9 protein-coding genes and 1 pseudogene are annotated in these 15519 nt (G+C 35.0%); 5 read left to right on the forward strand and 5 right to left on the reverse strand.

Features of this window, described 5'->3' with window-relative positions:
- The first annotated feature begins 175 nt into the window (after positions 1 to 175).
- Positions 176 to 1882, forward strand: a complete 1707-nt coding sequence (locus tag ACFIKX_RS01075) for a hypothetical protein (protein ID WP_375613535.1) — start codon at positions 176 to 178, stop codon at positions 1880 to 1882.
- Positions 1883 to 2028: 146 nt separating this feature from the next.
- Positions 2029 to 3387, forward strand: a complete 1359-nt coding sequence (gene nhaA / locus ACFIKX_RS01080; protein ID WP_375629779.1) for a Na+/H+ antiporter NhaA — start codon at positions 2029 to 2031, stop codon at positions 3385 to 3387.
- A gap of 2623 nt (positions 3388 to 6010) precedes the next feature.
- Here the strand turns inward: nhaA and ACFIKX_RS01085 are convergent.
- Positions 6011 to 7267: an aspartate kinase gene (locus tag ACFIKX_RS01085; RefSeq protein ID WP_375629782.1), complete on the reverse strand. Its 1257-nt coding sequence runs from the start codon at positions 7265 to 7267 to the stop codon at positions 6011 to 6013.
- Positions 7268 to 7455: 188 nt separating this feature from the next.
- Between ACFIKX_RS01085 and ubiG the strand changes: the two genes are divergently transcribed.
- Positions 7456 to 8199: a bifunctional 2-polyprenyl-6-hydroxyphenol methylase/3-demethylubiquinol 3-O-methyltransferase UbiG gene (ubiG, locus tag ACFIKX_RS01090; RefSeq protein ID WP_375629784.1), complete on the forward strand. Its 744-nt coding sequence runs from the start codon at positions 7456 to 7458 to the stop codon at positions 8197 to 8199.
- A gap of 20 nt (positions 8200 to 8219) precedes the next feature.
- On the opposite strand, the gene grxC is transcribed toward ubiG, so the two are convergent.
- Both grxC and ACFIKX_RS01100 read right to left on the reverse strand, forming a co-directional pair.
- A complete protein-coding gene (gene grxC / locus ACFIKX_RS01095) occupies positions 8220 to 8474 on the reverse strand; it encodes a glutaredoxin 3 (protein WP_375612081.1) in 255 nt (84 codons plus the stop codon).
- Between the two features lie 47 nt (positions 8475 to 8521).
- Positions 8522 to 9307: a ComF family protein gene (locus ACFIKX_RS01100; RefSeq protein WP_375613539.1), complete on the reverse strand. Its 786-nt coding sequence runs from the start codon at positions 9305 to 9307 to the stop codon at positions 8522 to 8524.
- Positions 9308 to 9502: 195 nt separating this feature from the next.
- Between ACFIKX_RS01100 and ACFIKX_RS01105 the strand changes: the two genes are divergently transcribed.
- Positions 9503 to 10423, forward strand: coding sequence for a methyltransferase (locus ACFIKX_RS01105; RefSeq protein WP_375629787.1), 921 nt, complete (start codon positions 9503 to 9505; stop codon positions 10421 to 10423).
- On the opposite strand, the gene ACFIKX_RS01110 is transcribed toward ACFIKX_RS01105, so the two are convergent.
- Positions 10388 to 11743 (reverse strand): L-cystine transporter, encoded by a 1356-nt coding sequence (locus ACFIKX_RS01110; RefSeq protein ID WP_375629790.1) that lies wholly within the window; start codon positions 11741 to 11743, stop codon positions 10388 to 10390. The genes ACFIKX_RS01105 and ACFIKX_RS01110 overlap by 36 nt on opposite strands.
- 817 nt (positions 11744 to 12560) lie before the next feature.
- On the opposite strand from ACFIKX_RS01110, the pseudogene ACFIKX_RS01115 reads away from it, so the two are divergent.
- Positions 12561 to 13144: pseudogene (locus ACFIKX_RS01115) on the forward strand (type ISP restriction/modification enzyme); the annotation flags it as partial.
- 997 nt (positions 13145 to 14141) lie between these two features.
- Here ACFIKX_RS01115 and ACFIKX_RS01120 read toward each other — a convergent pair.
- Complete coding sequence (locus ACFIKX_RS01120; RefSeq protein WP_375629792.1) at positions 14142 to 15515, reverse strand: glutamate--cysteine ligase; 1374 nt, start codon at positions 15513 to 15515, stop codon at positions 14142 to 14144.
- Positions 15516 to 15519: the final 4 nt, after the last annotated feature.

A 15519-nucleotide genomic window follows, 5' to 3' on the forward strand; every position in this document is an offset into this window, starting at 1 on the left:
AAAGTGCTGAACCCAAAGAAAATTGATAAAAGTTGATAAAGCTATATTGCAAAAAAGATGAGAATAACTCTAATATAGAGAGTAGATAATTGTTGAAACTGGTACACGCTATATTTAAACCTTTGTCGTTGCTTAAAAGAATTTATCTTCACTCTCAATTCAAAGAGTGATAAAAATGAAAGAAGAAAGAATGGTCAATCTTAATAGTGGGTATCAAAGTAACCTCAGATATTGGCTCACTTGCATTATTGGATTTGTTGCTATCTTGGCAATTATAATTGTTGGTGGATTTTATATTGCAAAACCCTATCTTGACAGTTTTGTAAGAAAAGAAATAGCCCGTCATTCCATAAAAGCCGAAACATCTGAAGTAAGCATTCTAGGTAAAATCAATTTGAAGAATGTGACAATACCTGTTCCAGCTGGTACATCACTTAAAATTGGTGCCATTTCTGCCCGTCCTCCTCTTTCCTTTATTCCCGGAACTTTTACATTTTATAATGTTGATTTAAAGTATAATAATATTCATGTGCAAATTCCCCAAATTTCTCTTCGGAATGTATCCTTAAAAGAAAAAGATAGAACGATAACATCACGTCTTTTACAGTCAATGATGCGTATTGAGCTTTCCTCAATTATTGCTCCCAATATACAACTTTCTATAGAAAATAAAAATAACCGAACAGAAACGGTTGAAATCAAGAATTTCCAGCTTTCTGATTTTAGAAATAACCATATCCATTCAGTTAGTATCAAAAATATGGATCTTAAAACGGTCGTAGCAAATGGTGCCAAACAGATGCAACTTATGGCTAAAAGTAATACAATAAAAGCCCATGATATCGACATCAACTATGCCTACTCTATCATTTTTGGAAAAAACAATGCTCTCAATCAAGGTAAAACCGTTACTGGCCCCATTTCTTTGAATAATATAAGTGTCGATATTTTTGAAGAAGCAGAAAAAAACAGCTCTTTCTTCCTTGGGCAGTTTAAAACATCTGGTTTAAAGATGAAACCGCTTGAGCAAACTCCTGAAAAATTAATCAAAGCTTATCTTAATGCAAGAAAAGAGAATAATAAAATCGCTGAAAAAGTAGCACAAAATGGTCTTCTTCTAAACATACTGCTCGCCATTACCTCAGCGGATGCCAAAGTTGATAATATCACCGTTGATATACCGCAGTTGAAAGCAACGCTCGAATCATTCCAATTCAAACCAAGTTTGTGGAAACAACCTATCCCTAAAAAGCTTTTTCTTTCTCTCAATAACCTTTCCGTTTTACCTAAAAAAATGAATGAAAAAGACTTAGAGTTCTTCAAAAACCTGAACTTTGAGCGCTTTAATGTTTCAGGAAAAATTGATATTTCTTACGATGAAAAAAAACGTATGCTCTTTCTTGATACAATGTCTTTCAATATGAAAAACGTTGGATCTGGGAACATCTCGGCTAAGGTTATTGATGTTGATGAAAAGCTTTTTTCTGGTCAGAAAAATATAATGATTGCTGCGTCTCAAGACCTTGGCATCAATGAAATTGATATACAATATACGGATGCAGGTTTCATTGATAAGCTTTTTTCTTATCTTGCGCAAAATCTTAATGACAGCCAACATGATCTAAAAAAGGAACTTTATGACGATTTCTATCTAATGATGACGCAGACCCCAAAAATTCTGCTAAAAAATCATGACGAAGCAGAAAAAATTTCAAAATCCTTAGGAGAATTTGCTAAAAATCCACAAACATTGATCGTTAAAATTAAAGCAAAAGATAATAAAGGTCTCGCAATAGTTGATCTCGAATCTGCTCTACAAAATGATCTATCTAAGGCTTTAAGCAAAGTACATCTCACTATTAAAAATGAAGCGTCGCGTTAAACATTTTGTGCTTTAAACATGATGATCTTGTCTATAAATTAAGAACTTTATTCCTCTTTTTTCTTTTGTATGATACAGAAGGTATCATACAAAGTCATTTATACAGAGAGTATAGAATCTAAAATTGACGATGCTTGGAGTTGTTCATGTCTGATTTATCTTCAAATCGCCTGCCTAATCGCGCTTCTCGTGTCACTAATCAAGCGCTTTCTGCTATCGAGCGTTTTCTCCATATTGAAGCTCTTAGTGGTGTTGTTCTTTTATTAGCTGCTGCTTCTGCACTTATTTTTGCCAATTCTAAATATGCTGCTTTCTATGAATCTTTTTGGCATACACCTCTTGGCTTTAATTTGGGTCATTTCACTCTTTCATGGGATTTACATTTCTGGGTTAATGATGCCCTTATGACTATTTTCTTTCTCGTCGCAGGAATGGAAATTCGACGCGAAATTCATGAAGGGGCTCTTGCCGATTTTAAACAAGCAATCTTACCAATTGTTGCTGCAATAGGGGGCGTTTGTGTTCCTGCAATTATTTACTTTATCTTCAATTTTAACGAGGGACATATCCGCGGTTGGGCTGTGCCAACAGCAACAGATATTGCCTTTGCTCTAGGTATTCTTGCTCTTCTAGGGAAAAAAATTCCCTCTAATCTTCATATTATTCTTCTATCATTAGCAATTATTGACGATATTATCGCTGTTCTTATTATTGCTTTTTTCTACTCAACAAACATTGATCCTAGCGGTTTAATGATTGCAGGAGCGGGTATTGCTTTGGTACTATTTTTTCAGTGGATCGGGCTTGCATCAGCATGGCTTTACATTTTACCTGGTGCAATCATTTGGTGGGGTTTAATGGTAACAGGCGTTCACCCATCGCTTGCTGGCGTAATCTTAGGGATGATGACTCCCGTTCTTCCTACCCGTACTCTTGTAGCGCCACTCACCATGCTCAGTAATGCTATGCAAATTCTTCAAGAAAAAAATACAAAAACAGATCTGCATCATATTTCAACAGCATTGAAAAAGATGCGCAAAGGACAACGGGCCATGATTGCCCCAGTAACACGTGTTCAAAAAGCATTGCATCCATGGGTTGCATACGGTATCATGCCAGTTTTTGCCTTCGCAAATGCAGGAGTAAGTTTTGCAAGCTTTGATCTTTCTTCTGACAAATCATTCTTGATTGTTTTGGGTGTTGTCATTGGTCTTTTCATCGGTAAGCCTCTTGGTATTATCACTGCCAGTTATATAGCTGTAAAATCAGGGCTATGCCGCCTCCCCCCTCATATGACCTGGACAGGCGTTTTACTCATTGGTTTTTTAGCAGGAATTGGCTTTACAATGTCTATTTTTGTTTCAATGCTCGCTTTTAAAGATATTATTCTGCTTGATGCGGCAAAAATTGGGGTCCTTTGTGGCTCAGGTTTATCTGCCCTTATCGGTCTGGGATATGGATTTATTTATATTAAGCGCAATAAAGGAATTTCTCATAGTTCCTAACAAACTAACTAAAAATACATTTTTATGCAGAACTTTTAAAAAGCGATTTCGCTCATTTGTTGGGTTCGGACGATATTTAATGTAAAAGCTGTTGTCTCGCCTCATCTTTACACTTATGAAGGAGAAAACTAACATCATCATACTATTTACGAGCCTCTAATGTTACAACACCTTTGACTCTTAAGAAGACTTATAAGAGATATTTTTATTCCTTTCTTCAATATTCTTTTACTCATGCACCGGCTCCACTCATGGTGTGCACAAAAATGATTTTAATTGTTTCAATATGAAAGGCTTCGTGGTTTCAGAAAAGCTGCCTTTCGTCGGGACTATTATTCACTATAAAGAAAAAATTAATTATTATAAATCAATATCTTATGTTTAATCATACGAAACAGATAAGAATAAGCAAAATTCAATAATCAGTTAAGTAATTCCATGGTTTATTTTTTTTCAATAAACCACCCTCCTCGTTACTGATTTTATTGCGGTATTCTAAATAACTTTAATTTTTATCTTCTTAAAAGCACATTATTTTTGGATAAAAAATATTTGATTTATCATTATAAATCTTGAATGGAGTCTAAATATCGTATGATTTCCTCATTTCAAATCTGTACATGATGAATCAATCAAGACTATTCTCTTACACGTCACAAGCCGAGGAGAAGTATGGATTATTTGAAGAAAGAAATAAGAATGCTTCATCATATCCATATAAGCGCTGTTCAACAGGAAAACTAAAAATTAAATGATGACGACCAGCTGACACCTTTGATCTAAGTAAAGGAGATGGTGGTCCCCAATAAACTTTACGTTACGCCATCCACAGGCGCCATAATGTGGGGGCTTGGGGAGAGAGATATTTCTTCAAAACAAGCGCGTAAATTGGCACTATAATAGCGTTTTTTTTTACGTGAAAGGCATATACGATTTAAATAACGCAATAAACAAAAATGTGAACCAATGTGTAATATCCATTATTTAAAAGATATTGCTGTCAATACCTTTGAAAATTGTAAAGCAGAATTAAAAGGAAATTGTAAAATGGAAGTTGGTTTTTACTTTTATGGCTTCATCTCACCCAATTAGGTTTTATCTCCATTTCAGAAATTACCCCACCAGGTATACGCAACATCCTTATTCCTATCTGGCATACAAAAACAGGAGTTGCTCGTAGGCCCCTTATCCGTCTCAATATACCATCAAATATGCATCTGCACTGACATTAGATATTGATACAGGTAACAAAAAACAAAAGATTTATTTGGAATAACAACGTCATAACATCACTACTAGATTGACAATGGAGTGGAAAAATATTCCCGTTTTTTATCATCGACACATCGCTTGTCTCACTCCATGAAAGAATTAAACTTGAAGCATGCTTCCACAGGGAGCACTCTAGTTTACGTAATTAACTCGCGGGAAAAAAGAAAATCCTAGTCATTTAGACTATTCTAAAACATATGATTGGTGGAAAAATAGAGCATATATATCGTTGTTCTCCCCTTTTTCCGCTCTTATTTGATATTTATTTTCTTTTTGTTTAAAGAGCTCGCTCTATATTTCTTGATATCATAAAATACTCTTCATAGATAATTTAAAAAGCAATATTTCCGAGACTTTCAAATTGTACAACGCTACATAAAATACAAGAAGGGTAAAATAATATGGCTATATTTCTCACAAGAAGAGTTTTGCTTACAAAGACCACCATTTGCAAAATATGTAAACATGATAAGAAACTAGCACGATATACTGAAAAAACGAAAGAATGTATTTCATGTGTGATTGGCAGTATGATACAGAAAATACTTATAATAGAGTAGTTAAGGGAAGAAAGTTAACCTAAAGAACATATGGAGATATCAAAAACTTTGAAAATCTTAATCATAATTCAAAAAAGAGAAATAGACATGAAAAAAATTTAAGTAATAAAATCATAAAAGCAACACACTGTAACATTATCATTAATTTTGATCTATATTTACATGATTTTATGAAAAGTACTTCTGAAGAAGCTATAAACGCATAAGATATAGTAATTTTATAACTTATAGTGCAACATAAATATTATCTATAGAGATATATTTTTTTATTGCCTCGTAATACGGAAAAAATTAAATTTTCAAGATATACGTAAAGTCATAAACAATCATTTGATGACAAACTAAACATCTCTAGAAAATACATCATCAATTCTATTTTGGTAATTCCATCACTAATCTAATGAGCTCTAATTTCTCTAAGATTTATAATATTAAATCTGTATTGACGGGGCTGTCCCTCATGTAACATGCATCTTTTGAATAAACGCAGTGCATTGTTCCTTAGTTCTATTAAGGCTTATCGTAAAGACTTCTCCATCCCTCTCTATAGGCTCTAAAACGTTTATAGACGGCATATTTTATATCCCTTCTTAAACCGTTTTTTACCCAAACATCTTTCTCTTGTAATGTATAAGTGACCATTTTAAATTCATCATGAACAAGTTTAAAATGAGAGAGTCCTGCTGTATTAAATATTCCATTTAAATTAAAAATATAAATATCCTTAACAAAAATTATTAATATATATTAAAGCTTTACGTTATTGAAACTCTGTTGAAACTAAAAAATACTTATCCCTTATCAAGTGCATAAACAGCATGTAATGTTCTAACCGCAAGTTCAGTGTAAGCACTATCAATCAAAATAGAAATTTTAATTTCTGAGGTCGTAATTGCTTGAATGTTAATACCCTTTTCAGCCAAAGCCTTAAATGCTGTAGCGGCAACACCTGCATGGCTACGCATTCCAATACCAATCACAGATACCTTGGCGAGATCGCTTTCAAACTGGAGAACATCAAATCCAATTTCTTTGCGATTCTTTTCAAGAAGTGTAACGGCTTTTTCTACATCTGATGATGGTACAGTAAAAGTCATATCAGTTTTTGAGCCATCTTCAGAAATATTTTGCACAATCATATCAACATTAATGCTTTCTTCAGCCAAGGGACCAAAAATTGCTGCCGAAATCCCTGGACGATCGGCAAGCCGACGAAGGGAAATTTGTGCTTCATCCTTAGCAAAAGCAATACCAGTAACATTTTGTTGTTCCACAATTTCATCCTCATCGCAAATAAGTGTTCCAGAAGAACTCATTGGATCCTCCATGCCTAACGCATCAGGATCCTCAAAACTTGAACGCACAAAGGTACGAACCTTATGAACCATTGCCAATTCAACAGAACGAACCTGTAAAACCTTTGCACCAAGAGAAGCCATTTCTAGCATTTCTTCAAAAGCTACTTTTGGTAAACGACGCGCTTTCGGCTCTATACGTGGATCCGTTGTATAAACACCATCCACATCCGTATAAATATCACAGCGATCAGCTTGTACAGCAGCGGCTATAGCAACAGCACTTGTATCTGATCCCCCACGCCCTAAGGTAGAAATCCGGTTATCCGGAGATAACCCCTGAAAACCAGCAATAACGGCAACCTGACCTTCCTGAAAACACTCGATTAAAAAAGATCCATCAATATTAGTAATACGTGCACGGCCATGCGCATTGTCTGTATGAATAGGAATTTGCCAACCAAGCCATGAACGTGCATTCACCCCCATTTCTCGAAGTGTCAAAGCCAACAAACCTGACGTAACCTGTTCACCAGAAGCAACCACAACATCATATTCACGAGCATCTCTATGCATAGAGGAAGCATCACTTGTCCACTGAACAAGTTCATTTGTTTTACCAGCCATCGCAGATACGACAACGGCTACCTCATTGCCTGCATCAACCTCTCTTTTGACATGCCGTGCAACATTATGAATACATTCCATGTTTGCTACAGATGTTCCACCAAATTTCATGACAATGCGCGCCATTAATAACACTCTTACCTTTACATCTCTTATCTCAAACAGTAATGAGAATTAGATGCTGTATCAACTAACCATTTTCTCGACATAGCGAATATCTATCATTTGTGCAAGTTTCATTATGATTATATTAATTTCTCTTGACTTTGTATAAAATCTACTTGACCTGATCATTAAAAATAAAGGAAGGCAACATGATCGATGAAACACAAACGACTATTGATCAAAGTGAAATTGATCATTTTTCACGTATTGCTACAGAATGGTGGAATCCACAAGGAAAATTTCGACCTCTTCACCAATTTAACCCAACACGCCTTGCTTACATCAGAGAAAAAATCTGTTTAGAGTTTAATCGTGACCCTTCTTCACTTACGCCCTTTCACAATTTGAAAATTCTTGATATTGGCTGTGGAGGAGGCTTGTTATCTGAACCAATGGCACGTCTTGGTGCTATAGTTGTAGGCGTTGATGCTGCACAAACAAATATTGAAGTCGCAAAAACCCATGCAGCTCAAAATGACCTTTCCATTGATTACCGCACGACGACAGCAGAAGTACTTGCCAATGAAGGAGAAAAATTTGATATTATCCTTAATATGGAAGTTGTTGAACATGTCGCTGACGTTAATCTCTTCATAGCAGCTACAGCAAAAATGTTGAAACCACAAGGGTTGATGTTTGTCTCAACACTCAACCGCACATGGAAAGCATGGGGGCTTGCTATTGTAGGCGCTGAATATATTCTACGTTGGCTTCCTAAAGGAACCCATGATTATAAAAAATTCCTAAAACCTCTAGAACTTAAAAACTTCTTATCAAAAAACGCTCTGACTGTCATTGATGAGATAGGTATTACTTATAACCCATTAAACGACAGCTGGAATCGCTCAAAAGACATGGGCGTTAACTATCTCCTTCTTGCAAAACGGTCTTAAGAATATGTAATTTACAAATATTATATGCCTTGTAATAAAGAATTGAGCTTTCCCTCAGCCTCTAAAGCATAAAGATCATCACAACCGCCAACGTGATAATCACCTATGAAAATTTGTGGAAATGTATTACGTCCATTTGCACGCTGTACCATTTCTTGGCGAAGGGATGTGGAAGCATCAATATCTGTATACTTTACGCCTTTTTTATTAAGCAAATCACGTGCTTTTGTACAATAAGGACAGTTAGGGCGTGTATAAATTATTACCTCTTTCATAGTATTATCCTCCAATATTTTTTAATAATATTCATTTTAAATTCCTCTTAAGAAGAGGGAAAAATAGAATCTTCTTTGAGAACACGCGAAAATGTTAGCACATCAACCTGTCGTGCACCTGCATCTTTTAATGCAGCAGCTGCTGCTGTAACTGTTGCACCCGTTGTAAATACATCATCAATCAGCAAAACAGAACATCCTTTGAGATATTTTTTAACTTTATGCGAAACCTTAAAAGCATTTTTTACGTTAAGTTTTCTCTCTCTCGAAGAAAGACTAACCTGCGGACGGGTATGCCGACAACGAACAAGCCAACTCGGTTTTAAAAGCTTTTTTTGTGATGCTGCAATATAACGTGCAAGCTCAGCAGATTGATTATAACGCCTCTCCCAAAAACGACGAAAATGCAATGGAATGGGAATAATAACATCACAATCATCAATAACCTCGCGTCCAGCAAACATCATCCAATTGGCCATAAATGATGCCAATTCTATATGATCACCATATTTTAAGCGCGTTACTAAAGTTCGTGCAAGCCCTTTATGAACAATGACTGAGCGAACACGTGAAAAAGGATGGGAGTTACGGAGTGCTTCACCACTAAGAAAACCATCCCCCATATCACAAACAAAAGGAGTCCCCATAACAGGACAATAAGGTTTCGTGATAAATTGAAGATCTTTCCAACATTCGGAGCAAATCGTACCATAAGTAGAAACATTTTGCTTACATCCAGGACAAATTGGTGGATAAAGCATCGTTTTCAAGCGTTCAACGAACTTACTTAGTATATCTCCGCTATTTAACGCCGCTTCTCGAAAATACAACATTATAAATTTAGGCTTTTACAAGTTTCCCTCAGAACAAAAGTTCCTTTGTATTTCCTCAACTTATAATTTTAATTCCTTTAAAAACTCTTACCTTCTATAAATTTATTTCTTTCATATTATAAACTTGACAAAGCTTGCACAAATAATGAACCTTTTCAAAATATATTCTTTCATAGATCGAAAGTGTTCTACAATATGTCGCATCCTTTAATTTTTGATCATAACCGCATTGAACAATTCCGAAAACGTGCCTTTCAAAAAGCAAAAAAAGGATGTGACTTTTTACTCTCTCACATGGCAGAAGATCTCTATAAACGCCTTAGCACTGTTGATCGCCTCTTTACATTAGCTCTCGATTTACACAGCCATACAGACCTTGCTGCGCAAGCTTTAATGAAATCTGGAAAAGTTTGTTCTATAGAACGCATTGAAACCGATACGCTTTATCAAAGCCATGATAAAAAATTTCATTTACGTCATCGAGAATTTCTTGATTTACCTCAAAGTTACTGTGACCTTATTGTTTCACTTCTTTCATTACAATTGACCAATGATACCCCTGGTGTTCTAAGCCAGATAAAAAATACTCTTAAACCAGATGGCTTATTTCTTGCTGTTATGGCAGGAGCTGGTACATTAAGAGAATTGCGAGAAAGCCTGCTGCAAGCTGAAAGTGAAATTTATGATGGAGCAAGCCCTAGGGTCTACCCTTTTGCCGACATTCGTGATGCAGGCGCTCTTTTACAGCGTGTTGGCTTTGCCCTGCCTGTAGCAGACGTTGAAGATATCACAATACGTTATAATACAATGTTTGACCTTATGCACGATCTTAAAGCTATGGGAATGCAAAATGCACTCATCAATCGTTCACGACACCCTGTATCCAAACGCTTTTTTCTCCGCGCAGCTGAAATCTATGCACAACGATTTAGTGATCCTGATGGACGTATTCGTGCACATTTTTCTTTCCTCTGGCTCTCTGGTTGGGCTCCTCATCCCAATCAACAAAAACCCCTCCAACCTGGTTCAGCGCAAATATCTCTTACAGATGTTTTACAGCCAAAAAAATATGATCTAAAATTATTTTTTAAAAATACTTTTATCTGTTGTCCGTAATATTTGACTGGTAACCGTTCCTGCTACCATTGAATCACTCACGTTTAGAGCAGTACGTCCCATATCAATTAGCGGTTCAATAGAGATAAGTACAGCAACCAAAGTAACAGGAAGCCCCATAATTGGTAACACAATCAATGCAGCGAAAATAGCACCTCCCCCCACACCAGCAACACCAATAGAACTCAACGTTACAACACCAATAAGCGTAGCAATCCAAGTAGGATCAAGAGGATTAATACCCATAGAGGGTGCAATCATGGTCGCAAGCATCGCTGGATAAAGACCAGCACAACCATTTTGTCCAATTGTTGCCCCAAAAGAAGCTGCAAAACTCGCAATGGATTGTGGTACACCTATCCACTGTGTTTGCGCTTCAATATTCAAAGGAATACTTGCAGCACTTGAACGACTGCTAAAAGCAAATGTTAAAACCGGTAAAACCTTTTTGAAAAAACGAAAGGGATTAATCCCAGAAATACCAAGCAATACACCATGAATTCCAAAAATTAAAATAATACCGACATAAGAAGCAATAATAAAAACCAGTAAATTTAAAATATCTGCAATACGCGATATTGCTCCTACTTTCGTCATAAGTGCAAAAATACCATAAGGCGTCAAAGCAATCACAATACGGACTAACCGCATAATCCACGCTTGTGCCACTTGAATAAATAAAAGCGCGTTTTCCCCTTTTTCTGGCTCATCTTTCTTTAAAAGAAGAACCGCTGCACCTAAAAATGACGCAAAAATCACAACACTGATAATTGACGTACGTTTAGCTCCACTCAATTCAGCAAATGGATTTTTAGGAATCATAGACAAAATCATCTTTGGTATATTCATATCTCCAAGTTGAGAAATATGACCTTCAAGAATAGCAGAGACATTTTGCCCTTCATGCACCAAACCATTTGCTGTTAATCCAAAGAAATTAACCACAAGCACGCCAACCAATGCTGAAAGAGCCGTTGTAAAAAGCAATATTGAAATTGTTATTATACTCATCTTTCCAACAGCATAAACAGAATGTAAATGAGCAACCGCTGAAACGATAGAGACAAAAACCAGTGGCATAACAATCATTTGCAACAATAAAATATAGCCTTCACCGACAATGTTAAACCATTCAACGGATTTCAATAAAGTGCCTTCACCCTCTCCATAAACAAACTGTAAAATACTTCCAAAAATCAAGCCAAGGATAAGCCCTAGCATAACACGTAGTGAAAGACTCCATTGCATTTTCTTACTTTGAGAAACCAACAATAAAAAAATAACAAATAGAAATAAATTGACGAAAAAATTAAATGTCATTGTCTATGCTCACTATTATTATGGTTGACATAAATAATCTGCATAATTCAAAATCAATGCATGATATTTAAAATTAACCTATAAAGCTTACAAGGCTTTTACAAAATCATTATTTTTTTAATTTATAGATTAAAAGAGAATTTTTTATCTACTTATAACTGTTTAAAGAAAATAAATAAAATTATTTTTTTATTCTTTAAATTTTCACTCTCATAAAATAGTTAAAAAAGAGAAATATAAGCAACATTCATTGCATCTTAATACTGAATAATTACAGCATATCTTATTCTATAAATCTCCTTACCACTCTCTTTTTCTATTTGAACTGAAACAAGCTTTCCAAGCAAGGATGAATTAACAATCGAACATTCATGATTTTTCTAGAAAATACACCAACAAGCTACTTCTGCTCATTTTATGGACTGCACTCTCAATAGCTTTGATCAGCACTTCAAATATAATTATTTTATTGAAAATACTTTTTATACATTCTTTCTTTACTCTCAATGAAAGCTTTTTTATTTTTCAAAACTCTTTTTATAGTCATAAAAAAGGCTTTGAAAGCCACAATGCCTATTGAAAGACAAGGAATTGATTTATAATGATAATTTACTGTTTTGCATATTAAATGAGAGTTCCGAATAACGTAAGATTCTCTCATTTCAAACCTGTTTATCTTGAATCAATAAAAATCATTTGCTTGCACGTCACAAGCGAGGCTGGCGTATGGGTAAAAATGTATAAGAAAGGAGTAGAAATACCTCTTATGAAACATCTTAATGCAAGAGCTGTCGCAACATTGGAGGGCGGAGCTTGAGCAGCAAATATAAATAATATGATTGCTTTTTATAATAGCGCAGTAAAACGTTTTAACGATACCTATTCATATGCTGATCGAACAACACGTGCACATGCTGTAAATAATTTTGTCACTTTAGATATAAAAAAGATAAGTTGGAGTTATAATGTTACGCAAGAACTAATAAGAGGAAAGGTTTTTGAATTTGAAGAGGCATGCCTCACTCAGAGTTCATATCATCCTTTTACGCAACAGTGGTTTTATTATAATCGGAATCTCAACGATGGAATTTACCAAATGCCTCGTATAGTCCTGATAGGACAAAAAGTTGAAAATAGGATGATACAAATTACAGGCATAGGAGCACGAAGCGTTTTTTCTGTATTGATAGCTAAGAATTTGCCTAATCTAGATGCAATAGATACAGGTCAATGCTTTCCACGGTATCTTTATAAAAACGTTGAATCTCTGTAACTGTTCATGATGAAAAACAATCCCATTTGTTTACGAATTCTACAGAAGAAAACACAACAACTGATTTACAGAGGCGTGATGCCATTACGGATGAAGGACGAGCACATTTTAAAGCTGCTTATCCTAGTGGAGCATAACAAAGACGATTACAAATTTCTAGATAATGAAAACAATGGAAAAGACTGAGGATATATGATTACAATGAGAGGCTTTAAGCCTACAAATATTATAAATTTTATGAATAGTACAGTTTAAAGCATTAAAAGCAGTCTTACAGTAGATTTACAATGTATGGGGATAATTAATTGCCTATAATAAGTTGCGCTCATACTGATAAAGATTATTCTGCTATAGAAATGTTGTTCTTTTTTGAATTTTTGTGCGTATTCAAACACTCATTCGTTGCAAATTCAATCTCTTTATCTCGTGCCTCTTTATCAAGAGTAATAGTATTTTAATATAATACCCCTTTGCATACAAATAGTTATTTCTTATCTATGAATAGCTTATAATTTCATATAACTCTATGAAGATAATATTTTTTATTTATCAATATTTAATGATGTAATTAACACATTCATTATATATATAATAATCTTTATTTCTATCTATTTACATAATGTATTTCTTTTTTTTATAAAAATAAAATTGAGTTATACATACATAGATCTATCGGTATTTTTTCTACTGTCTTTTTAGCGCACTGAAAGATTGATATCGTAATTTTTGTATAATAAAATACTCTTTCATATAAGCATCGTATATTGAATTATAATAATTGACTATTAACCGCAAATTATATTTTTTATCCCTTTGAAAAGTAAAAAATATTATTTTCAGACCTATTCATAAGTAGGCTTAGCCAAGTGAATAAAAAATGTTTGATAATAAGCTTTATCTCTTATGAACTATCTTTTGTACAAAGGGAAAACATTATGATTACGGAAATATCGTGATATTATTGGGTATAAAAATCACACTCCCCAAGAAATTTTTGTATTGTATCCTTTCCGTTATGAGAAATGTTAAAAGAAAGATAGGATATGCTCTCTAGAGCAAATGAGTGAATGAACCACCACGGTGATATGTATTTTAAAAAAAGTAGGAAGTATCTTTGCTTCAAATTTAATAGGCACATTCTAAAAATAAAGGTTCTACAGACTTATTCCAAATAGAATAGTAATGGGACAAAAATTTTTCAGCATCTGTTTGTCCCATTGCAACAACCTCTTCTAAAGGATTAAGAAAATTTGTTTCATCAAAACCATTCGTATCATACTGTTTGCGATTTTTTAAGCCTTTACGAGCAATAGCAAGAGCTTGACGTGCTAACTCTAAAAGAATAGTTTGACGAAAAGGAGTTCTTAACCCTTCTTTAGGAACACGTTGGCGCAACTCTAAAACTTCTTCAAAACACCAATCTTTTGTCAAAGCCTCTGCCTCATTAAGTGCTTCCCTATCATAAAGAAGCCCAACCCAAAAAGCCGACAACGCACAAATGTGCTTCCAAGAACCACAATCAGCTCCCCTCATTTCTAAAAATCTTTTTAAGCGGACTTCAGGAAATAACGTTGATAAGTGATTAATCCAATCTCCCATGTTTGGAATTGAATTTGCAACTTGTCCTTTTAATGCTCCATTCATAAACTGACGAAACGTTATGTGTGTACAATCATAGTAACGACCATCACGCACAACAAAATACATTGGAACATCAAGGGCCCATTCAACATAATCAGCAAAACCAAAACGCTCAGAAAATACAAAGGGCAGAACGCCTGTCCTCTGATTATCCGTATTACGCCAAATTTCAGAACGCCACGACAAAAAGCCATTTGGGCGCCCTTCTGTAAAAGGTGAACTTGCAAATAATGCCGTTGCAATGGACTGTAGCTTCATGGATACTTGCATTTTTCGCCGCATATCACTTTCAGATGAAAAATCAAGATTAACCTGAACTGTTGATGTGCGATACATCATATTAAGACCATTATACCCCACTTTAGGCATATAATCAGTCATAATCTGATAACGTGATTTAGGCATTCGCGGCGTTTCAGCTAAAGTCCACTTTGGACTAGCTCCAAGACCTAGAAAACCTATACCTAATGGTTCTGCAATTTTTTTGAGAAGAGTTAAATGCTCCATCAACTCGTAATATGTATGGCTTACTGATTTTAATGGTGCACCAGATAATTCAAATTGTCCCCCAGGTTCCAAAGAAATGGCTCCCTGATCAACTGATCCTACGAGCCCAATAATATTCTCTTCATCTAAAATAGGTTTCCATCCTAAGGCGCTTTGCATCCTCTCTAAAAGCGCTCGGATTCCCCTCTCTCCTTCATAAGGAACAGGATGAAAACCATCTCTATAAAACGGAAATTTTTCATGTTCTGTACCAATGCGCCAATCATCTTCTGCTTTATACCCCCCTTGGAAATAGCTAACCAAAGAATCTAAGTTATAAATTTCACTTTCATCAGTTATATCAAGCGCCATAACT

It is taken from the genome of Bartonella sp. CM86QHHN (assembly GCF_042194695.1).
Classification (GTDB): domain Bacteria; phylum Pseudomonadota; class Alphaproteobacteria; order Rhizobiales; family Rhizobiaceae; genus Bartonella.